Annotated in this window: 19 protein-coding genes and 2 pseudogenes; 9 read left to right on the top strand and 12 right to left on the bottom strand. The window is 56.6% G+C overall.

Annotated features, from left to right (window positions below):
* The 5 genes from RHM68_RS07280 (at window position 1) to RHM68_RS07260 (ending at window position 5,358) form a co-directional block, all read left to right on the top strand.
* On the top strand, window positions 1-933 hold the full coding sequence (locus tag RHM68_RS07280) for an ABC transporter substrate-binding protein (RefSeq protein ID WP_322221386.1): 933 nt from the start codon (window positions 1-3) through the stop codon (window positions 931-933).
* Entirely contained in the window at window positions 930-2,834 is a 1,905-nt protein-coding gene (locus RHM68_RS07275) for an ATP-binding protein (RefSeq protein WP_322221383.1), read from the top strand. The genes RHM68_RS07280 and RHM68_RS07275 overlap by 4 nt, the downstream gene beginning before the upstream one ends.
* 248 nt (window positions 2,835-3,082) lie before the next feature.
* Window positions 3,083-3,598, top strand: coding sequence for a 3-hydroxyacyl-[acyl-carrier-protein] dehydratase FabA (gene fabA / locus RHM68_RS07270; RefSeq protein WP_322221381.1), 516 nt, complete (start codon window positions 3,083-3,085; stop codon window positions 3,596-3,598).
* 11 nt (window positions 3,599-3,609) lie between these two features.
* Window positions 3,610-4,830 carry a beta-ketoacyl-ACP synthase I gene (gene fabB, locus RHM68_RS07265; protein WP_322221379.1) on the top strand — a complete coding sequence of 407 codons (1,221 nt, stop codon included), beginning with the start codon at window positions 3,610-3,612 and terminating at the stop codon, window positions 4,828-4,830.
* Between the two features lie 339 nt (window positions 4,831-5,169).
* Window positions 5,170-5,358, top strand: a complete 189-nt coding sequence (locus tag RHM68_RS07260) for a hypothetical protein (RefSeq protein ID WP_322221377.1) — start codon at window positions 5,170-5,172, stop codon at window positions 5,356-5,358.
* 83 nt (window positions 5,359-5,441) lie between these two features.
* On the opposite strand, the gene RHM68_RS07255 is transcribed toward RHM68_RS07260, so the two are convergent.
* The 6 genes from RHM68_RS07255 to RHM68_RS07230 form a co-directional block, all read right to left on the bottom strand.
* On the bottom strand, window positions 5,442-5,984 hold the full coding sequence (locus RHM68_RS07255) for a DUF2058 domain-containing protein (protein WP_322221375.1): 543 nt from the start codon (window positions 5,982-5,984) through the stop codon (window positions 5,442-5,444).
* A 25-nt stretch (window positions 5,985-6,009) separates the two neighbouring features.
* Window positions 6,010-6,843, bottom strand: a complete 834-nt coding sequence (gene mazG / locus RHM68_RS07250) for a nucleoside triphosphate pyrophosphohydrolase (RefSeq protein ID WP_322223714.1) — start codon at window positions 6,841-6,843, stop codon at window positions 6,010-6,012.
* 64 nt (window positions 6,844-6,907) lie between these two features.
* Entirely contained in the window at window positions 6,908-9,151 is a 2,244-nt protein-coding gene (relA, locus tag RHM68_RS07245) for a GTP diphosphokinase (RefSeq protein WP_322221373.1), read from the bottom strand.
* Between the two features lie 124 nt (window positions 9,152-9,275).
* On the bottom strand, window positions 9,276-10,628 hold the full coding sequence (gene rlmD / locus RHM68_RS07240; protein ID WP_322221371.1) for a 23S rRNA (uracil(1939)-C(5))-methyltransferase RlmD: 1,353 nt from the start codon (window positions 10,626-10,628) through the stop codon (window positions 9,276-9,278).
* On the bottom strand, window positions 10,628-11,530 hold the full coding sequence (gene cysM, locus RHM68_RS07235) for a cysteine synthase CysM (protein WP_322221369.1): 903 nt from the start codon (window positions 11,528-11,530) through the stop codon (window positions 10,628-10,630). Before cysM ends, rlmD begins: the two co-directional genes overlap by 1 nt.
* Window positions 11,531-11,826: 296 nt before the next feature.
* On the bottom strand, window positions 11,827-12,732 hold the full coding sequence (locus tag RHM68_RS07230) for a LysR family transcriptional regulator (protein ID WP_322221367.1): 906 nt from the start codon (window positions 12,730-12,732) through the stop codon (window positions 11,827-11,829).
* 172 nt (window positions 12,733-12,904) lie between these two features.
* Here RHM68_RS07230 and RHM68_RS07225 point away from each other — a divergent pair, with 172 nt between their 5' ends.
* Window positions 12,905-13,240: a hypothetical protein gene (locus RHM68_RS07225; protein WP_322221365.1), complete on the top strand. Its 336-nt coding sequence runs from the start codon at window positions 12,905-12,907 to the stop codon at window positions 13,238-13,240.
* A gap of 160 nt (window positions 13,241-13,400) precedes the next feature.
* Here RHM68_RS07225 and RHM68_RS07220 read toward each other — a convergent pair.
* Window positions 13,401-13,869: pseudogene (locus tag RHM68_RS07220) on the bottom strand (hypothetical protein); the annotation flags it as partial.
* Window positions 13,870-13,994: 125 nt separating this feature from the next.
* Between RHM68_RS07220 and RHM68_RS07215 the strand changes: the two are divergent.
* On the top strand, window positions 13,995-15,149 hold the full coding sequence (locus RHM68_RS07215) for an epoxide hydrolase (RefSeq protein WP_322221363.1): 1,155 nt from the start codon (window positions 13,995-13,997) through the stop codon (window positions 15,147-15,149).
* Between the two features lie 249 nt (window positions 15,150-15,398).
* Window positions 15,399-15,797, top strand: a complete 399-nt coding sequence (locus tag RHM68_RS07210) for a helix-turn-helix domain-containing protein (protein ID WP_322221361.1) — start codon at window positions 15,399-15,401, stop codon at window positions 15,795-15,797.
* A 58-nt stretch (window positions 15,798-15,855) separates the two neighbouring features.
* Here the strand turns inward: RHM68_RS07210 and RHM68_RS07205 are convergent, their stop codons facing one another.
* From RHM68_RS07205 to RHM68_RS07185, 4 genes and pseudogenes are all read right to left on the bottom strand, one after another.
* Window positions 15,856-16,386: a contact-dependent growth inhibition system immunity protein gene (locus RHM68_RS07205; protein ID WP_322221359.1), complete on the bottom strand. Its 531-nt coding sequence runs from the start codon at window positions 16,384-16,386 to the stop codon at window positions 15,856-15,858.
* Between the two features lies 1 nt (window position 16,387).
* Window positions 16,388-16,762 carry a hypothetical protein gene (locus RHM68_RS07200; RefSeq protein WP_177000244.1) on the bottom strand — a complete coding sequence of 125 codons (375 nt, stop codon included), beginning with the start codon at window positions 16,760-16,762 and terminating at the stop codon, window positions 16,388-16,390.
* Between the two features lie 80 nt (window positions 16,763-16,842).
* A complete protein-coding gene (locus tag RHM68_RS07195) occupies window positions 16,843-17,397 on the bottom strand; it encodes a hypothetical protein (RefSeq protein WP_322221357.1) in 555 nt (184 codons plus the stop codon).
* Window positions 17,398-18,343: 946 nt separating this feature from the next.
* A pseudogene (locus RHM68_RS07185) lies at window positions 18,344-20,344 on the bottom strand (DUF637 domain-containing protein); the annotation flags it as partial.
* Here RHM68_RS07185 and RHM68_RS07180 point away from each other — a divergent pair.
* Window positions 20,342-20,707, top strand: a complete 366-nt coding sequence (locus RHM68_RS07180; RefSeq protein ID WP_263273630.1) for a helix-turn-helix domain-containing protein — start codon at window positions 20,342-20,344, stop codon at window positions 20,705-20,707. The pseudogene RHM68_RS07185 and the gene RHM68_RS07180 sit on opposite strands and share 3 nt — an antisense overlap.
* 103 nt (window positions 20,708-20,810) lie before the next feature.
* Here the strand turns inward: RHM68_RS07180 and RHM68_RS07175 are convergent, their stop codons facing one another.
* The gene (locus tag RHM68_RS07175) at window positions 20,811-21,071 is read right to left on the bottom strand and encodes a hypothetical protein (RefSeq protein WP_322221353.1); all 261 of its coding nucleotides are present in this window, start codon (window positions 21,069-21,071) and stop codon (window positions 20,811-20,813) included.
* Window positions 21,072-21,190: the final 119 nt, after the last annotated feature.

Here is a 21,190-nt window from a genome sequence, read left to right as displayed (position 1 = left end):
ATGCTGGCACGCCCGTCGCGCAAGACGCCCACTGTCGGCCTGCTGCTGGCCGGGTTGTGCCTGCTGACTGCCAGCGTGCTGAGTAGCCTGTCAGCGCAGGCGGCAGACGTTCTGCTGACCGGCGCTGAAGACAGCCCAGGCGTGCAATCCTTTACCCGTGCTCTGGGGGAATTGCGCCCCACCGATAACGTGCGCTTCCAACCCCTGGCCAGCCTGCCGGCACCGGGCAAACTGCCCAACGGCACCCGCTTGATTCTGCTCGACCTGCCCAGCCTCGACTGGCGTCTGCAAGAGGCTCAGGGCCCGGCAACGCTGGTGCTGCGCATCAGCCGCCTGCAAGCCAACATGCGACTGAACAACCTCTTGCCCTCACGCCTGAGCTTGTTGTGGAGTGATCCGCCCCTGGACCGGCAATTACGCCTGACCCGGCTGATCCTGCCGCAAGCACGCAGGGTCGGCGTACTTTACGATCGACACAGCGAGTTTCTCCTCAAGGAACTGCGCCAAGCCGCCGTGCCACTAGGCCTTGAGATCGTCGACGAGCGCTGGGATAACACCGGTGACAGCCGCCCCTTGCAGGACTTGTTAAAGAACAGCGATGTTTTGCTGGGACTCGACGACACGCATCTGTATAACCCAAAAACTGCAAAAAACCTGCTGCTCAGCAGCTACGCGCGACAAGTGCCGCTGATGGGCCCCAATGCCGGCTTCGTCAAGGCCGGCAGCCTGGCCAGCACTTACAGCGATCAGAGCGACTGGCTGGCGATGCTTGACGAACTGCTGGACCGGCCACCGGCGAGTTGGCCCCGCACGCTCTACCCGAAATACTTCAAAGTCTTAAGCAACCCGCAAGTGGCTCGTTCATTAGGCATTGAGCCAATGAATGAAGCACAGGTCGCCGCACAGTTGGCCGAAGGAGAACGCCGCCCATGACCTTCAGTCGTCGCTGGGACATCAACACCCGCACCCAGATGATTAGCCTCGGGCCTGCGCTGCTGCTGACCTTGCTGCTGATCAGTTTCTTCACCTTCGTGCGGATCCAGGACCTGCGCCAGGAGCTCAATCACACCGGTCAGTTGATCGCCAACCAACTGGCGCCCGCTACCGAGTACGGGGTGATTTCGGGTAACAACGACGTACTCGACAGCCTGCTCAAGGCCACGCTGGCGACGCCCAACGTGCGCTTTCTGGAAATCCAGGACAGCACCAATCGGACGTTGGTCTACGTCGAGCAACCGGCGCAACCCTACGAGCGCTCGCAACAGGTCGAACTCTTCCAGGCGCCGGTACGGCTGCAACGGATCGCCCTCAATAACGACTTCTTCCAGACCGCCTCCACGTCCACCAGTGCGTCGAGCGAGGATTATTTGGGTCGGGTCATCGTCGGCTTGTCCAACGACGCCTTCAGCCAGCGCCAACAGGAAATCCTGTTCAAGGCCGGGGTACTGGCGCTGTTCGCCCTGCTGTTTACCTTTCTGGTCGCACGCCGACTGGCGAGCAGTTTGTCGCAGCCGATCCGCGACATCGGCAACGCGGTCAAGGCCATTCAGGGCGGCGACTACAAAACCTCGCTCCCGATCGTCGATGACACGGAACTGGGGGCCTTGTCGCAACACATCAACAACCTCGCCGACGGTCTCGAACAAGCGAGCCGAGAGCAGCATCAAGCCATGACGCAGTTGATCCAGACGCGCGAAGAGGCGGAAAAAGCCAATAACGCCAAATCCGACTTCCTGGCGATGATGAGCCATGAACTGCGCACACCGATGAATGGCGTACTGGGCATGTTGCAACTGCTGGAAACCACTGAGATGACCGAGGAACAGGTCGAGTATGCGGCGCTGGCTTCGGAGTCCACCGAACACCTGCTCAAAGTGATCAACGACATTCTCGACTTCTCGCGGATAGAGCGCTCGGAACTGGAGCTGGAGCACATTGCATTCAATCTCGTGGACTTGATCGCCAGTTGCGCGCAGTCGTTCCAGCACAGCGCCGTGCAGCGCAAGCTCGATCTGCAACTGCTGATCCCCGATGACATGCGCGCGCTGCAGGTTCAGGGCGACCCCACACGGATCCGGCAGATTCTGGTCAACCTCATCGGCAATGCGCTGAAGTTCACCGAACGGGGCCGCGTCAGCATCGAACCCCAGTGGCAATCCCTGGATCACGAATTACTGTGGTTCACCTGCACCGTGCGCGACAGCGGGATCGGCATCTCGACTGAACGCCTGGACTCAATGTTCAACCCGTTCCAGCAGGCCGACAGTTCTATTTCAAGACGCTATGGCGGCACCGGATTGGGCTTGCCAATTGCCCGCACCCTGGCCGAACGGATGGGGGGTACGCTGCGCGCCCAAAGTGAAGAAGGTCGTGGCTCGGTGTTTACTCTCGAGATCCCGCTCGCCCTTTATCAGCAAGCGTTGCCGGTGCTGACGCCGCAGCGCACGCCCACCGGTAACGGCACCGGCGAAGGACGCAACGTGCTGCTGGTGGAAGACAACCCGGTCAACCAAACCGTGATCGCCGCGATGTTGCGCAGCCTGGGCTTCACGGTCAGCGTTGTCACCGATGGCGTGCAAGCCGTGCGCAGTGCCGAGAGCCTGATCTTCGAAGCGATTTTGATGGACTGCCGATTGCCGGTGATCGACGGCTACGAGGCCACCCGGCAGATCCGCCAATTGCCGGGCTGCACAGACTTGCCGATTATTGCGCTGACAGCCAACGCCTTGCAGGGCGACCGCGAAACCTGTTTGGCAGCGGGAATGAACGATTACCTGGCCAAGCCCTTCAAACGCACTGATCTGCAGCAAATTTTGCAGCGCTGGGTGCAGTAGTGCAGGCCTTTCGGCTATATGCGACTGGCGTGAAAGGCGAAAGTGCGGCAGTCTTAGCCACCCGAACAGGCCCGAAAAGGGGCTTGAATAAATATTTCAGTGCACAAGTGTACATTCATGTCCTTGGTGCTGTGACTTTCACCACAACGCAATAGTCTATGAGTAGGCTGTCGACTCGAGGCATGAACGCTTCGATCGGCCGGGAAGATTTGCCCCACCCTGCCGCACGGGACTATTGAGGAGCTCGCATGACCAAACAAAACGCCTTTACTCGGGAAGATCTGCTGCGCTGCAGTCGCGGTGAGCTGTTCGGCCCAGGTAACGCGCAACTGCCCGCCCCTAACATGCTGATGGTTGATCGCATCACCCATATCAGCGAAGAGGGTGGCAAGTACGGCAAAGGTGAATTGGTCGCCGAGCTGGATATCACTCCAGACCTGTGGTTTTTCGCCTGCCACTTCGAAGGTGATCCGGTGATGCCGGGCTGCCTGGGCCTCGATGCCATGTGGCAACTGGTCGGCTTCTACCTCGGCTGGCAGGGTCTGCCGGGCCGTGGCCGTGCGCTGGGTTCGGGCGAAGTGAAGTTCTTTGGTCAGGTCCTGCCGACCGCCAAGAAAGTCACGTATAACATTCAGATCAAGCGCGTCCTCAAAGGCAAGCTGAACCTGGCTATCGCCGATGGTTCGGTTAGCGTAGATGGTCGCGAGATCTACACCGCCGAAGGCCTCCGGGTCGGCGTTTTCACCTCCACTGAAAACTTCTAAGGGTTATCCGCATGCGCCGCGTCGTTATCACTGGTCTGGGCATCGTTTCGTGCTTGGGCAATGACAAAGAGACCGTCTCCGCTAACCTGCGTGCAAGTCGCCCGGGCATCCGGTTCAACCCGGAATATGCCGAAATGGGTCTGCGTAGCCAGGTTTCCGGCTCCATTGACCTGCCTCTCGAAGAGCTGATCGACCGTAAGATCTATCGCTTCGTCGGCCACGCGGCGGCTTACGCCTACCTGGCCATGAAAGATGCCATCGCTGACTCCGGTCTGACCGATGAGCAAGTCTCCAATCCGCGGACCGGCCTGATCGCTGGTTCCGGTGGTGCTTCGACGCTGAACCAGATGGAAGCGTTGGATATCCTGCGCGAGAAAGGCGTCAAGCGCGTCGGCCCATACCGCGTTACGCGGACCATGAGCAGCACCGTTTCCGCTTGCCTGGCCACTCCGTTCAAGATCAAAGGCCTGAATTACTCCATCGCTTCTGCCTGCGCTACCAGTGCTCACTGCATCGGCAACGCCATGGAACAGATCCAGATGGGCAAGCAGGATGTTGTGTTCGCCGGCGGCGGTGAAGAAGAGCATTGGAGCCAATCGTTCCTGTTCGACGCCATGGGCGCACTGTCCAGCCAGTACAACGAAACCCCGGAAAAAGCTTCCCGTGCCTACGACGCCAAGCGTGACGGTTTCGTCATCGCCGGCGGCGGCGGCATGGTCGTGGTCGAAGAGCTGGAACATGCTCTGGCACGCGGTGCGAAGATCTACGCGGAAATCGTGGGTTACGGCGCAACGTCCGATGGTTACGACATGGTCGCTCCAAGCGGCGAAGGCGCCATCCGTTGCATGCAGATGGCCATGTCCACCGTCGATACCCCGATCGACTACCTGAACACCCATGGCACCTCGACTCCGGTCGGCGATGTCGCGGAGATGAAAGGTGTACGTGAAGTGTTCGGCACCAACGCTCCAGCCATCAGCTCCACCAAGAGCTTGTCGGGTCACTCCCTGGGCGCTGCTGGCGTTCACGAAGCGATCTACTGCATGTTGATGATGGAAGGCAACTTCATGGCGGGCTCCGCCAACATCGAAGAACTGGACCCAGAAGTGGCTGACATGCCAATCCTGACCAAGACTCGCGAAAACGCCACCATCAACACCGTGATGAGCAACAGCTTCGGTTTCGGTGGCACCAACGCCACGTTGGTACTGAAGCGCTGGGCGGGTAAGTAACACTCCGCCGTTTCGCTGTACACAAAAACGCTCCGACGGGTTCGGGGCGTTTTTTTTCGTCTTGAAGAAGATAGAAAGCCCTTCTGGACCGAGGACGCTCGTTCCTACCGGCATTGCGGTCAGCTTCCAGCAGTGGTTTTGTTCGCCACGAACATGAAACTTTTGTCAGCCAACTCAGCAGCCTGCGACGTAATGTCGCGGATTTAGGGGGCTGTAGGACTTTTGCCAAATTCGCAAATATTCGTTACCGAACGAAAGCATTTACTTAGGAAGCTAACAAAATATATAACAGAGTCCTGCACACGCCTTGGTGCAGGTAACTGAGATTGGAGCTAGCAGATGACTGTGAAAGTAACTGAACGCGACGATTCACATATGTCCCACGAGGGCGTAGCCGCTGGTATCCGGATCTGGGACGTGCATCAGCAAGACCTGTTAGTCGGCATGTTCCACTCCGAGGCCGACGCACACAACTACAAGTCTGAGCTGGAAACACTGGAGCAAAAACGCGAAGCGCGTTCCGCCTAGGCGCGAAACCTGAGCAATGACAGTATTGAAAATGACAAACCCCGCCGTAAGCGGGGTTTGTCGTTGTCACAGCCTTTAAAGCCTTACCACATCAAATCATCAGGGATCTGATAGGCCGCGTATGGATCGTCTTCGACGCTGACTTCTTCGGTCTTGACGTTCATCTGCACAATCCGTTGTGGATCGCGCTCCTGGATCTTGAGAGCCGCCTCGCGAGGGATGACTTCGTAGCCGCCGGCATGATGCACGATCGCCAGCGACCCGTTGCTCAGTTTGTTACGCATCAGGGTGTTGACGCAGAGGCGCTTGACCTTCTTGTCGTCAACAAAGTTGTAGTAGTCCTCGGTGATCAGCTTCGGCAAGCGTGAGACTTCGATCAATTGTTTGACCTGGGCCGCACGCGCTTTCTGCTCCACTTTCTCCTGCTGCACACGATTCAGTTCCTGATCACGCTTGACCTTCTCGGCCAGCGCTTCCTGGGCCAGACGCTGCTGGGTATCGTCCTGTTCAATCTGGCCTTTATGCACCAGACGCTGCTGCTTTTGCTTGTCTTTGCCGACCTGTTTGGCCTGCTTCTGGTTGACCAGCCCTGCTTTGAGCAACTGGTCGCGAAGGGAAATGCTCATGGTGCTTACTCACTTAGGCAACTGCTCAACCGCAGTTGGGCAAATTCTTTTCCTGACGTTTGGCTTCGCCCCACAAGGCGTCCAACTCTTCGAGGGTGCAATCTTCTATGGGACGGCGGGTGTCGCGCAATGCCTGTTCGATAAATCGGAAGCGACGTTCAAACTTCGAGTTGGCGCCGCGCAAGGCCGTTTCCGGATCAACCTTGAGGTGCCGCGCCAGATTGACCACGGAAAACAGCAGATCACCGACTTCATCGGCAATCGCTAAGGCGTCGTTGTCGGCCATGGCTTCGAGCACTTCATCGAGTTCTTCGCGGACCTTGTCCAGCACCGGCAACGCGTGCGGCCAGTCGAAACCGACCTGCCCTGCGCGCTTCTGCAATTTTGCCGAACGGGACAACGCCGGCAACGCGCTGGGCACATCGTCCAGCAACGATAACTGCTCAGGTGCCGTAGATTTCTCGGCACGCTCCTCGGCCTTTATCTCTTCCCAACGCTGTTTGACCTGTTCTTCACTCAGCCGCGCAACGTCCAGCGGCGCATACAAATCGCCGGTGGGGAACACATGGGGATGACGACGAATCAACTTACGAGTGATGCTGTCGACCACGCCGGCGAACTCGAAGCGCCCTTCTTCGCGCGCCAGTTGGCTGTAATAAACCACCTGAAACAGCAAATCACCCAGCTCGCCCTGCAAGTGGTCAAAGTCGCCACGCTCGATGGCGTCGGCGACCTCGTAGGCTTCTTCCAGGGTGTGCGGAACGATCGTCGCATAGGTTTGCTTGATGTCCCACGGACAACCAAACTGCGGGTCACGCAGGCGGTTCATCAGGTGCAGCAAGTCTTCAAGGCTGTACATCATGTCTGTCTCACAACAAAACCCTGTGGGAGCGAACCTGCTCGCTCCCACAGCGAGGTCATCTTCACGGCGTGCGATTACGGCGGGTTTCGATGATGTTAGGCAGCTGGGATATACGGCCCAGCAACCGACCCAACGCATCCAGCCCCGGAATCTCGATGGTCAGGGACATCAACGCAGTGTTGTCCTCTTTGTTCGAGCGGGTGTTGACCGCCAGCACGTTGATCCGCTCGTTGAGCAGCACCTGAGACACGTCGCGCAGCAAACCGGAACGGTCGTAAGCGCGGATGATGATATCCACCGGGTAGGTGAGCACCGGCACCGGCCCCCAACTGACCTGGATGATCCGTTCCGGCTCACGCCCGCCCAATTGCAGCACCGAGGCGCAGTCCTGGCGGTGAATGCTCACGCCACGGCCTTGGGTGATGTAACCGACGATCGCATCCCCCGGCAGCGGCTGACAGCAACCGGCCATTTGGGTCATCAGGTTACCAACGCCCTGGATCTGGATGTCGCCGCGCTTGCCCGGCTTGTAGCCGGTGGCTTTGCGCGGGATCAGCTCCAACTGTTCGTTGCCGCGTTCCGGCTCGACCAGTTGTTGCGCCAGATTGACCAGTTGCGCCAAGCGCAAATCGCCGGCGCCCAGCGCGGCAAACATATCCTCGGCGATCTTCATGTTGGCCTTTTCGGCCAACTTGTCGAAATCCACTGCCGGCAGACCCAGGCGGGTGAGTTCACGCTCAAGCAAGGTTTTACCGGCCGCGACGTTCTGATCGCGGGCCTGCAATTTGAACCAGTGGACAATCTTCGCCCGCGCTCGCGAGGTGGTGATATATCCCAGGTTCGAGTTCAGCCAATCGCGGCTTGGAGTGCCGTGCTTGCTGGTGATGATCTCGACCTGCTCACCGGTTTGCAGGCTGTAGTTGAGCGGCACGATGCGCCCGTTGATCTTGGCGCCGCGGCAGTTATGACCGATTTCGGTGTGGACGCGGTAAGCAAAGTCCAGCGGTGTGGAACCCTTCGGCAAGTCAATGGCGTGGCCGTCAGGGGTAAAAATGTAGACCCGGTCCGGTTCGATATCGACGCGCAGTTGTTCCGCCAGGCCACCAATGTCGCCGAGCTCTTCGTGCCACTCAAGGACCTGACGCAGCCAGGAGATTTTCTCTTCGTACTGGTTGGAACCAGCCTTGACGTCGGTGCCCTTGTAGCGCCAGTGCGCACAAACCCCCAGCTCGGCTTCTTCGTGCATGGCATGGGTGCGGATCTGCACTTCCAGCACCTTGCCTTCGGGGCCGATCACTGCGGTGTGCAACGAGCGATAGCCGTTCTCTTTCGGGTTGGCAATGTAGTCGTCGAATTCTTTGGGAATGTGCCGCCACAAGGTGTGGACGATACCGAGCGCGGTGTAGCAGTCGCGCATTTCCGGCACCAGTACGCGAACGGCGCGCACGTCGTAAATCTGGCTGAACTCCAGACCCTTGCGCTGCATTTTGCGCCAGATCGAATAGATGTGTTTGGCCCGGCCGCTGATGTCGGCATCGACGCCGGTGGCGGTCAGCTCATTCTTCAGCTGGCTCATCACGTCGGCGATGAAACGCTCGCGATCCAGTCGCCGCTCATGCAGCAACTTGGCGATCTGCTTGTATTGGTCAGGCTCAAGGTAACGGAAGGACAAGTCCTCCAGCTCCCACTTGATATGACCGATACCGAGGCGGTGAGCGAGCGGCGCATAGATGTCGAAGACTTCACGAGCGACACGGTTGCGCTTCTCGTCGTCGGCGGTTTTTACCGCACGGATCGCACAAGTGCGCTCGGCCAGTTTGATCAGGGCAACGCGAACGTCGTCGACCATGGCCACCAGCATCTTGCGCAGGTTTTCCACCTGGCCCTGGGTGCCGAGTACCAAGGATTGGCGCGGGCTCAGGCTGGCGCTGATCGCCGCCATGCGCAACACGCCGTCGATGAGTTTGGAAACCACCAGACCGAAGCGCTGGCTGACCGCCGGCAACTGAATCTGGCCCTCGCGCACGCCGCGATACAGGATCGCGGCGACCAGCGAGTCCTGGTCGAGTTTGAGGTCGGCGAGGATTTCCGCAATCTCAAGCCCCGTGCGAAAACTCGACGTCCCTTCGGACCAGAGATTTTTCGCCGCATTGGCTTGCTGTTCAGACTGTCGAGCGAACTCGCAGGCTTCTTTCAAGGCCTCGCGATCCAGTGCCGGATCGACACTGACCGCGTGATCGAGCCAAGCCTCGAGATTGATACTGCCGTCGGTGTTGATCGGCTGGTGTGCTCTCACCTGTACCATCTTGCTTACCTTCCCTACGACGCAGATTCAATGCGTCAAATCGCTGACCTTTCGTTGCCCGTGGACTCTCGCGGGGCTAAAGCGAGAGCGGCACGGACGGGCCAGTCGGACCAGACGAGCCATCCTAGCTCGCTTCAAATAACGCCATGGCCTCGACATGTGCCGTCTGAGGAAACATATCGAGAATCCCGGCACGTTTTAACCGGTAGCCCTGCTTGATCAATTCGACCGTATCGCGCGCCAGAGTTGCAGGGTTGCACGACACATACACCACTCGTTTGGCGCCCAGCGATGCCAGCTTGCGCACCACCTCAAAAGCACCGTCGCGCGGTGGGTCCAAGAGTACCGCACAAAAGCCTTCGCTGGCCCACTCGGCATCGGTCAAAGGCTGGGATAAATCTGACTGAAAAAACTTCGCATTATGCAGGTTATTGCTGGATGCATTGGCCGCAGCCCGCTCCACCATCGCCTGCACACCCTCGACCGCCACCACTTCACGAACGGCTTTGGCCAGCGGCAGTGCGAAGTTACCCAAACCGCAGAACAGGTCCAAAACCCGCTCATCGGCTTGAGGCTTAAGCCAGTCCAGCGCCTGGGCGATCATCGCCTCGTTGACCCCGGCGTTGACCTGGATGAAATCTCCAGGCCGATACGCCAAATCCAAATCCCATGATGACAGGCGATAACCCAGCACCTGATCGACGTCGACCGGTTGCGGTTCGCCGTCGCCATGCAGCCACAACTGGGCTTCATGGAATGCACAAAAATCTTTGAGGATCGTCAGGTCGGCGTCGGACAACGGCGCCATGTGCCGCAGTAAAACCGCCAATGTAGAGCCGCTGAACAATTCCACGTGCCCCAGCGCCTGGGGTTTGCTCAAGCGCCGCAACATCTCCGGCAGGCGGCTCATGATCGGTTGCAAAGGCTGTACCAGCACCGTGCATTCGCTGATCGCGACGATGTCTTGACTGCCTGCCGCACGGAAACCGACTTCAAGCTTTTTCGCCTTCATGTCCCAACGCACAGCCACTCGGGCACGGCGGCGGTAACCGAACTCAGGACCACTCAACGGCGCGGCCCACTCCAGGGGCTCGACACCCGCGACCTTCAACAATTGCTCGGCGAGCATGCGCTGTTTCAGGGCAAGTTGTTCGTTATGGGGCAAGTGCTGAACGCTGCAACCGCCGCAGCGCCCGGCATGCGGGCAAGGTGCCGGCCGACGCAGTTCACTCTGCTGGAACACACGTTCAGTGCGCGCCTCGACGACTTTACCGTGGGCGCCCAACACCCGAACCTCAACGTCTTCACCGGCCAAAGCGCCGATAACGAACCAGGTGCGACCTTCGAAAAACGCGATACCGCGACCGTCGTTGGCCAGGCGCTCGATGCTCAAGCGCTGCTTTTTACCGGTGGGAATTTGCGGGGCCTTGCTACCACCCGTGGGCTGAAAGCGCAGGCCTCTCTCTTGCTTGGCCATCAGTTGGGCGCGTCGAAAATGCCGGTCGACAAGTAACGGTCGCCACGGTCGCAGATGATCGCGACGATCACCGCGTTTTCAACTTCTTTGGACAGGCGCAACATCGCTGCCACCGCACCGCCCGAGGACACGCCACAAAAAACGCCTTCTTCGCGGGCCAGTCGACGGGTCACGTCTTCGGCTTCGCTTTGCGCCATGTCGACGATTCGGTCGACACGATCCGCCTGATAAATCTTCGGCAGGTATTCCTGAGGCCAACGGCGTATGCCCGGAATCGCCGAACCTTCCATTGGCTGCAAGCCGACGATCTGCACGCTATCGCTCTGCTCTTTCAAGTAGCGCGACACGCCCATGATGGTCCCGGTGGTGCCCATGGAGCTGACGAAATGGGTGATGGTGCCTTGGGTCTGGCGCCAGATTTCGGGGCCGGTGCTGGTGTAGTGCGCTTCGGGATTATCGCCATTGGCGAACTGATCCAGCACCTTGCCACGGCCTTGGGCTTCCATCCGCTGAGCCAGGTCGCGGGCACCTTCCATGCCCTCTTCCTGAGTCACCAGAATCAGCTCGGCGCCATAGGCGGTCATCGCCGCCTTGCGTTCGGCACTGGAGTTGTCCGGCATGATCAGGATCATTTTGTAACCCTTGATCGCCGCCGCCATCGCCAGAGCGATCCCGGTGTTGCCCGAGGTCGCCTCGATCAGCGTGTCGCCGGGGTGGATCTGCCCGCGCAATTCGGCGCGGGTAATCATCGACAGCGCCGGACGGTCTTTGACCGATCCCGCCGGGTTATTCCCTTCCAGCTTGAGCAAAAGGGTATTGCTGGTGACGCCCGGCAGGCGCTGCAAACGGACCAGCGGAGTGTTGCCGACGCAATCGGCGATGGTTGGGTACTGCAAGGTCATGGCGTATTCGCAATCCAGACTGCGGGGGCGCCCATCATACCGGCAAACCTGCGCAGGCCATATCACGCAAAGTATGGTGCTTATCGCTTATGGGAATAAGGAGCAGATCACGTCGTCACTTTCCAGATCCGCTGGCGCCCACTTGCAGATGATTCAGTTACCAATGGGCTCGCCTTGAGCAACGGCTCAGCCGAGAGGGTCGGTGCTACCGACCCACGGTATCAACGACAACGGTATGTAAGTCTCCTACCAGCAACTCGCAGGAGAGAACGCCGGGAATACTCAAAACCACCCCGTCATGAATCTGACCGTAGCGGCCGTTGCACAAAATCCAGAAATGCCCGCAGCGCCGGGGATATGGGCTGCTGGTTTGGGTAATCGAGGTAAAACCCGGGAAAGGCCGGCGTCCAGTCCTGCAGCAGATGAACCAAACGGCCCGCCGTAATGTGCTCGCGCACTTGATGCTCAAACAGGTAGGCAATACCCGCGCCCTCAAGGGCAACACGGGTGAGCATTTCCGGTTCGGTGACCACCAGCGGCCCATTGACAGAGATCGACAGTCGCTCGCCCGCGTGCTCGAACGCCCAACGATATGGGCTGCCCTCAGTCGACCCACGACAGGACAAACACTGATGCTCGCTCAAATCGTGCGGGGTCTGTGGCGTACCGAATTGCTCAAGGTAGGCCGGGGACGCCACGACCATCATTTCAAGGTGACCGCTCAATTCAACGCAGCCCCTGTCCTGATCAAGGTTTTCGCCGAGTCGGATGCCGACGTCAAAGCCATCGGTCAACCTTTGCGACACCTGCTCGTCGGTGACAATGTCGAGGCTGACGCCGGGATAGGCGTTCAGAAACGGGCCAACCAACGGCGCGAGGTAATAAATAGCTGCGACGCGTGGCGCGTTGATGCGCAAACAACCGCTGGGTATGCCCGGCGTGTGCGTGGCACCTGCGAGTGCTACGTCTGACTCGTTGAGCGCCGGTTGCAGACGCAACAACAACCGCGCACCGGCATCACTGGGCGACACGCTGCGGGGCGTGCGGTTGAGCAGCCGCACATCCAGACGTTCCTCCAATTCACGGATCGTCTGACTCAGCGCCGACGCCGACATCCCCAAATGAGCCGCCGCGCGCACAAAACTGCCGTGCTCAACCACCGCGACAAACGCCCGAAGCTGGGCGAATTCACTGCCTCGCATGCTGTATCCGTCCTTAACAAGTGGTCAGCATACTAATGCATTCTTAACGTCATCCACCGTCCTGATACTTCACCCGTAACCACTCTACAATCGATATCTATTGGCCATCATCTCCGTTAAAATGCGCGCCGCCCAAGTAATGGGCCCGGACGTTTTATTATGGAGTTGTGCAGTGAATTACCTCAGTAAAGTAGTTGCAGCGGCAGTATTTGGCCTGGTTCTGGCGGGTTGCACCGGCGCCCCGATGAAGACTCAGCAATATGACAGCAGCCAATACACCGTGTTGGGCCACAGTGAAGCAACCGCCACTGGCCTAATGCTGTTCGGCGTTATCCCGATTCAACAAAACAGCCGTTTTGTTCGCGCACAAGATGCAGCGATCAAGGCTAAAGGCGGCGACGCCATGATCAATACTCAAGTGCAGGAAAACTGGTTCTGGGCTTGGGTCCTGACCGGTTACACCACCAAAATCTCCGGTGATGTCGTCAAGTTGAAAACCGCTCAATAAGCGGTAAGCGCTGACGTGTAAAGCACGGTCAAGCCGCATGCTGTTCAGTTAAGGATTATTGATTAACCCACGAACAGCAGAAGAGTCCGGAGCCGGACAAAGGCTCCGGATTTTTTATGCGCGTGAAACTGGATACCGCGCCCGGAGGATGTAGACAAATTCAAGTCGTCAGTCGGCGCGCGAGTACAAGTACCCCGGCCAACCACACCCACGCCTCACTCACTGCGAACCACCGGTCGTGGCGCATGATCAGTCGCCAAGCCCTGTCGTTACAGGCATAAGCTCGCACCACCAACCAGCGCTTGGGCAGCACCACGAAGCTGGTCGGAGCAGGTGTTACCGTGAACAGATCGCCTTGCGCCGAGCACCATGGCCACGTTCTTCTAGCGTTTGCCCCCCGGATCAACTGAACGTCGACCGCGTGCGTTTTATACAGGCGCTGAGTTCAATTCCCCGCGTATGCTCTATCGACAAAATAGCAGCAGGCTTCGAGCAGCTTCCGTCGAGAATGACGCTGTGGCACATCCCTGAGTTTCAAGTAAATCGGCAACCAGCGCCCCTTCAGCATCAGTCAAGTAACCGGGATATCGTTGCTCAGGCAACTGGCGTCGATGCGTTTCGTTGGAGCCCTAGGACTTCGCAGTTTCGGGTGAGCGTTTGATCTGGTGATTTTGGCGATGGGCTGGTAGCCGCTGATTACCTGATTGCGAAGCAGCACTGTAATTTAGCGTATTTACACTCATACGGAGTTGTCATGCCCATCCGACCGTTTACGTTGGCCGTCACTGATGCTCAGCTAAGTGACCTTCATCAGCGACTACGCAATTCACGCTTCCCTGATGCCCTAAAGCCAGACAGCTGGGAGGATGGTACCAATTCAGTTTTTCTTCAGCGTCTCCTTGAACATTGGTGCAACCACTATAATTGGCGAGATCAAGAGCGACGGATCAATCAGCTGCCGCAGTTCATGACTGAGGTCAATGGCCAAGCCATTCATTTCCTGCACCAGCGCGGAAAAGGGCACAAGCCCATGCCTCTGGTTATCACCCACGGCTGGCCAGGTTCATTCCTGGAAATGGAACAGTTGCTCCCGCTACTCACCGACCCTGCTGCCAACGGTGGTGATGCCGCTGACGCATTTGATGTGGTGGTGCCCTCTCTTCCTGGCTACGGCTGCTCGCCTGCACCGATCCAAGCGGGGACAGGCTCAAAACAGATTGCGGCGCTCTGGAAAGCGCTCATGGAGCAGCTGGGGTACGATCGTTTTGGTGCCCAGGGAGGGGATATCGGCGCAGGCGTTTCAATGTGGCTCGCCCGTGATCATCCACCCCAAATTATCGGCGCTCATCTCAATTACATTCCTGGGAGCTATCGGCCGCCACTAGGTCGCGGCCAAGATAGTTTGAGCGAGAAAGAACAGGAATTCTTGGATAGGAGCAGCCACTTTTCTGCCACTGAGGGCGCCTATGCGGCGTTGCAGAGCACGAAACCCCAGACACTTGCTTTCGCATTGGCGGACTCACCAATAGGGCTGGCGGCGTGGATAGTCGAAAAATTTCAGGCATGGGTTGATCATCCCGACGATCTAGAGCAGGTATTGTCGTTCGACACGATTCTCAACGATATTTCCCTGTACTGGTTTAGCGGGAACCTACAGGCAAGCTTACGTCTATATAAGGAAAATCGGCAAAACCCACTGACGTTCGAGCCTTGGGAACGGGTCGATCCGCCATTAGGCGTAACACTATTCCCTAAGGAGCTGCCTATGCCGCCGCGTAGTTGGGTCGCACGTGTATTCAACGTGCATCACTGGGAACATGCTGCCCATGGCGGTCATTTCGCAGCGTTGGAGCAGCCTCAGATTCTGGCGGAGGAAATCAGGGCATTCTTCAGGCCCTTGCGCGGATAGCGGGCTTTAGCACCTTGCACAGTATAAGTTTGCCCATCTGTGCTGCAGCTCTGCAGTTTCGCTCTCCCGCTGCGTCGGCAGCCGCTACAGCACATCGTTGAGATAGGCATAAGGTGCATGCCCATTCGCGCGCCTACTGGATCAAGTCCATGACTGCCGCTGCACAATGAGCCAGCGAAAAATCAGTTCGAGCGTCCAATCGACCAGGACCATATCTTGTTTTGTGCTGCGTTGTTGTCAACGACAGCCATGAGCATCACCAGCGAAGAACGTGCATTTTTCATTGCCCTGGGCGAACGCATTGCCCGCCTGCGCAAAGAACACGGCATCACCCAAACACAACTGGCTGAACGGCTGGGCGTGTCCCAGCAGACCATCCAAGCCTATGAGTCCGGTAAACGGCGTATCCAGGTAGCGGCGTTGCCTGAACTGGCCCGACTGCTTGCAACCACACTCAAAGAGCTGTTTGGTCAGCAGCAGGAAACCACTGTGCGTAAGCGTGGCCCTGCTCCGAAATGGCAACAGCAACTGGAAGCCATCGACCAGCTACCTAAGAGCCAGCAGAAATTTGTTGCGCAGATGCTCGATGCCTTGATCGCTCAGGCCACGACCAAAGCGAGCAGCGAAGGAAGGGAGGTTTTGCAGTAAGCAGATAAAACAACACCGGCACGAGGCCGGTGTCAGATCAACTCGAAACCTCTACACATTAGGTGCACCGACTAAAAGCCAAGCGTAAGGCCGCACCTACATCGGAAGGACTACTACCGCAGGGGACAATGACATAGTCACTCTCACTTAGCCCCTTACCACTCCAGGCTTCTAGCTTTTCGTGATGACTAGGACGAATAGTTATCTGCCCCCTCTTACTTTCAATACTGCATTTTTTCATACCTTTAAATAATGCACGCTTAGTCTTGTAGCCATAGCGCTCCAAAGTACTGCCAACCCATTGATCATATCGTTGATTGGTCAAGTTGTAGTCGTATAACTCCATATCAAAAGTAGCTTCAGGATGAATCCAAACATCCTTTCGCGGCTCGGGAAGCACAAATCGGCTATGAGCCAAGGCGTCAAGCACAGCAAAGCCTAGCTCTTTATCGGCAGCGTCAGGGCTGAAAAAATGCTCCACACCTTGCGGATCCGCTTGGCTACTTCGATAGCCAGAAAAAGTTTTTACGGAAATAAAATCCTTATTTATTTTCGCATCTGCCCAAGCTGTTTTTACGACATCACTCATCTTAATCCACCTTGGTAATTTTTACCGTAACGCCTTTGCCCTGACCATACTCAATAGCTCTATTAATTTGATCCCACTGAGCACTCGTCGTAGATTTTGGAACTGCCACTTGCAATTCACGACTAGTAATTTGACTAGAGGATACTGTTACGTCCTTCAAACCGTACTCAGTAAACCCTGCGGCGGTATCAATATTTCCTTTGAGCGATGAATAAACCTGACTTGGATTGGCAATTTTAGCCGCAGTGGTCGTATCAAGTGTTTTTGCACTGGTCGCAACACCGGTCGTTCTATCAAAAAAGTCAAACGTCTTGAAGTTCGGCGGTAGTCGAGAGCCAGCTGGCAGTTGCGTCCCAAGGTAATCCTCCCAAGGCATTCCTTGACCTTGAATACCCTTGCCCCACTCAATCCCAGTAGTAGCACGGTCTACCGCCCCGCCAGTTGCTTTTGCACCAACTAACTACTGTATGACTTCTTAAAAGCCCTTGCTATAAGGCCATCAGCAGTGGTACTCAACGCCAATTCATCAAGAATTTTAGCTGAAATGAAATTAGACTCCAGATACTCAGAAAAATCCTTTGGAAGACTAGCTTCCCTAACCGCTATAACGCCAAATTCTTCATGCGCACTCTCAAAAGCTACCCAGTCATGGGTCTCATTAAACAAGACTATCGGATAGCCAACTTCCCCGCCAAGAAAATCAACGTACTCATCATTAACAATCAAAATTTTATTTTCGGTGTCACACCCATCAAAAATAATGCAAGAATTATCCAGCAATTCATCGCCAGAAAACTTAACAAAGACATTCATTCCATAGCTAGAGATACTTTTTGAAATCAGCCCAGAAACCACCTCTATAAATGCAAGCAGTGGTCGCTCAAAAAACCAAAACACCAATCCGCTTTCAAAAAAAACTTTTGAAGGCAAGTCGCTCTTGAAGTCGACGACCTCTGATAGTTTTTCTACTATGCGAGATAAGTCAATAGGGCTGATATTCAATATGGTCAATTCATTCTCCGACAAATCTAATTTTTGCAATGGGCTTTTTGACACCTGAAATTGTCAACGAAGCCGAGGGTTGCCCTGTAGACGTGGAGGATGGATAAAACCGGTATGTTTTATCGCCACTTGTTAGCACTGTCACCGTACCGTCCTGCGAAACAGCTTTCTTGTAACCACTAGCCTCAAGAGTATTTATAGCACTGCTTTGCGTGACATTCGCTTCAATTTGTCCAGCGCTGTTCCTGGTCATTTTCGGCAAAAATTCAATGCTGGTTGCTTTTGTGGCATCCCCAAATCCATCAGCATCCTTGGAGATTCCGTCCCCTTTCTTTGCACTATTGCCGAGCGCATTGCCATTGGCGGCCTTACCCCACCCCTCGGTCAACATCGTGTTGCCGAGGTTGAGCAACATCCCGGCCTTCTCAGAGGCACTCAATACCCGCCCGGCGGCGTTGTCCATCCAAGACGTTTCTTTAGTCCAAGTGTCTAGATGAGCTTGCTCCGCAGTGGTCAACCATCCTTCTTGGATGTACTTGGCAAAGGCGAGTTGATCATCGGTAAAAAAAGTGCCTCCCCACGCATCCATGCCTTGTGAAGGAATGGCAACCTTGCTCGGATCACCCACCATCAAGCCATACATGTCATATGCGATGGAGGTTTTGAACAGGTTCAACAGGTCCTTTGCAACCGGATCGTCCATGGCGATGGTATTGGCCTGGATAGATTCGACGCATGCGCGAGTCGTACAAGCGTCGATCAAGGCAGATCGCGCAGACGAAATTTTCTCGTATTGAGCTATCACCTCGCGAATTTTAGCCTCGCTGCAATTGCCACTCGCTTTGCAGTCTTTGATCTCATTCAAAAGCTTTTCAGCCGTTGGATGATCGAGGCTGTTGAACTTTGTCGCCTGGGCGGCGACCCAACCGGATATCGCCTGATCCTTGTCCGAGCCGCCGGCAGCGGCAGTCACAGACAAACCGATCAGCTGTGAAGTCAGCGCCAGAAGCTGATCGTGTGCGTCGCCTTTGAAAATGGAATCGCCAATTGTGGCAACAAATGCCTCATTAGCCCCGGCGGCCAGAGCACCCATTTTGAAATCACCGCCAGCCAGCTCTGCGATCAGCCCACCCACCAACGCGTGTGCTGCAACTTTTGCGGGCAGACCTGAAAACTCCAGCTGGGTCCCGAGCTTGTTATAAATCGAGGCCGACAAGGCATCGGCAACACTGCCTATGGCTGCTTGAGCCAGTGCGTCTTTGAGACTGCCGCCATTAAGTGCAGCGTTAGTCGAAGCAGCGAAGCCATTTTCGGCCAAGGTGTAACCGGCGTATTTAGTGAAACCATCCAGCTCACCCAATTCGAAACCATGAGTGGCCTTTCCCGCGCCTTCGGCAGTCACACCAAACGCCTTGTCGAGTACTCCGGCAGCAAAACCGGCCACCAGCCCACTGACGACGTAGCCTTTCAGGCTCTCCGGAGAGGTCACATCCTTGAGCGTGGCGCCCAAATTGCCCTTGTTGTTGATCCCGCTGATGGCTGCCTACGATAGAGCTGCCGAGAAACTCGCCGTTGCAGCAGCCGCTGCTGCGGCGCCAATAGTTGCTGCCGTGGCTGCTGACATACCAGCGGCTAGCGCGGCAGTTTGTGCTGCGGCGGAAGCGGAACTAGCAAGAGCTGCGGCAGTGCCCGAGCCCGCGGTCAAGATCGTGACGATGATAATGATCGCCAGCATCGCCCCTTGACCTAACCCGGAATGGCTGTACTCGTAAGAGTCATGCACCTCCTGAATCAGTTGCCAATTCACGTCCCCACGCTGCTCAGCATCTTTCAGCCACGCCATTTGCGGGTCGGCGGCCACCATCGCATCAATGGCTTGGCTCACCGTCTGCTGATTGACTTGCTTGAGGTCAATATGCAGCCCATTTACAGCATTTATTGCGACATTGCCCTGCGCGGCTAGCACGCTTTGGCGCAACGTTTCGTCGGTGCTGCCCTTGCCTGACATCGACATCCACGCGAGGCTGGTATCACTCTTTTCGTGACTTTCCTGATGCGAATCTTTTACTGCCTCAAAGGTGATGCTGCCGCCGCTGTCCAGCGTCAGGTCACCACCGCTGTTAAGCTTGGCGCCCTGGTAGCGCTGGTCACCACCGCTGATCAACGTCAGGTCGCCACCGGTCTTTATTTCGCTGCCGATGTTCTTGACGTCGGTCACTTCATCGCGCTGGGTCTTCTTGCTGCCCCAACTGCCCTTTTTCTTCATGTCGTACAGCGAGTAGTCGCTGTTTTGTGCCGCCAGCACGTTCAGTTGCCCACCGGCCACCAGATAAGCTTCATTGCCCGCCGTAACGTTGCTTGAGCTGAGTGTCAGGTCCTGACTGGCGTTCAACGTGACATTGCCGCCAGCATTGACGGTTGTGCTGACCTGGCTGACGTGGTCTTCCTGAGCCTTGACCTTGTTGTCCTGGTAGTACGAGTGCGTTTCGTCCGCCGCCGAGGCCAGGGTCAGGTTGCCGCCCGCCGCCATGGCGACATCGCGCTTGGCGTCGATCTGGCTGGCAATGGCCAAGAGGTCACGGCCGGCCTGAATGCTCAGGTCCTGACCGGCCGTCACGCTGGAACCGTGCTGAGTGATGCTTTGATCCCGGCGGTCGGCGCCGTAGTCGTGGCTGACGACTTGCTGGACGGCGCTGAGCTTGACATCTCGCCCGGCCGTGATCGTGGTGTTTGCAGCGCTTTTCAGGACGCCGCCGGTGTTATTCAGGTCGCGCCCGGCGCGGATGGTCAGGTTGTTCGCCGCTTCAATGCGCGCCGCGCTGTCGACAACGTCTGTCTGCTGGCTGTACTCATCGACGCTGCTTTTGTGGCTGGTGACGGTGAGTTCGTTGGTCACGTCGCCATTAACGGCGGTCAGGCTGACATCGCGCCCGGCGATAATGCCCCCGGACTGATGAGCTTTTCCCAACGCATCGTCGAGCTACGCAAAAAGCTCGGCATGACACAACAAGCCCTCTCGGCGGCAACAGAAATTCATGTGCAGCAGATAAAGCGCTACGAGGCTGGTAGCTCCTTGCCCACAGCCGATGCACTGAAAAAGCTGGCTATCGCACTGCACGTAACATCGGATTTTTTACTATTCGAAACCGACGAGCGTGGGCCGGATGATCGCCTGCGCTACCAGTTCGAAGCGATTTCACGCATGCCCATGGAAGAGCAAGAACTGGTACGGGGCCTGCTCGATGCGGTGATTGTGAAACACCAGGTAGCCGGGGCCATTGCCCGTGCGGCAGGGCCAGCGACTAAAGGGAAGGAATAAGCAGGCAGCTAAATAAAAGCCAGGGAATCAAAAGCCAGATGAAAAAACACCGGAGCAAGGCCGGTGTTAGAACATCTACATCACGGTACAACCGGAGGGGGAGCTACTCCTCGATCAATCCCAGCGTTTCACCCAGACTTTCCACAAATTCTGCCTGTTCACCGGAGTATTCCACTGCAATATTTTCAAATAGCGAACACAAAGATGATTTGTTTTTTGAGTCCATCATTTGCAATGTCGAAGCTAATTGCTCAAGCATCTGCACGGCAGCATCCGGGTTTATTGCATCCTCCCCCGAAAACTCAAGGAATACAGCAGTCTCAGCAATAGCTCGTACAACCTGTTTATTGACTTCCTGGCTCATGAATCACCTTCACTGAAATGTTTTTAATTCTAAGCTCATCAAGCACTTTCCGAGCTCTATTTGCCGGAGTGGGGCGAAGGCTTCCCTGCATACAGTTAAACAGCGAGGGCGACGACGGC

The organism is Pseudomonas sp. DC1.2 (assembly GCF_034351645.1).
Lineage (GTDB): Bacteria > Pseudomonadota > Gammaproteobacteria > Pseudomonadales > Pseudomonadaceae > Aquipseudomonas.
This window is presented reverse-complemented; position numbering and strand designations above follow the sequence as displayed.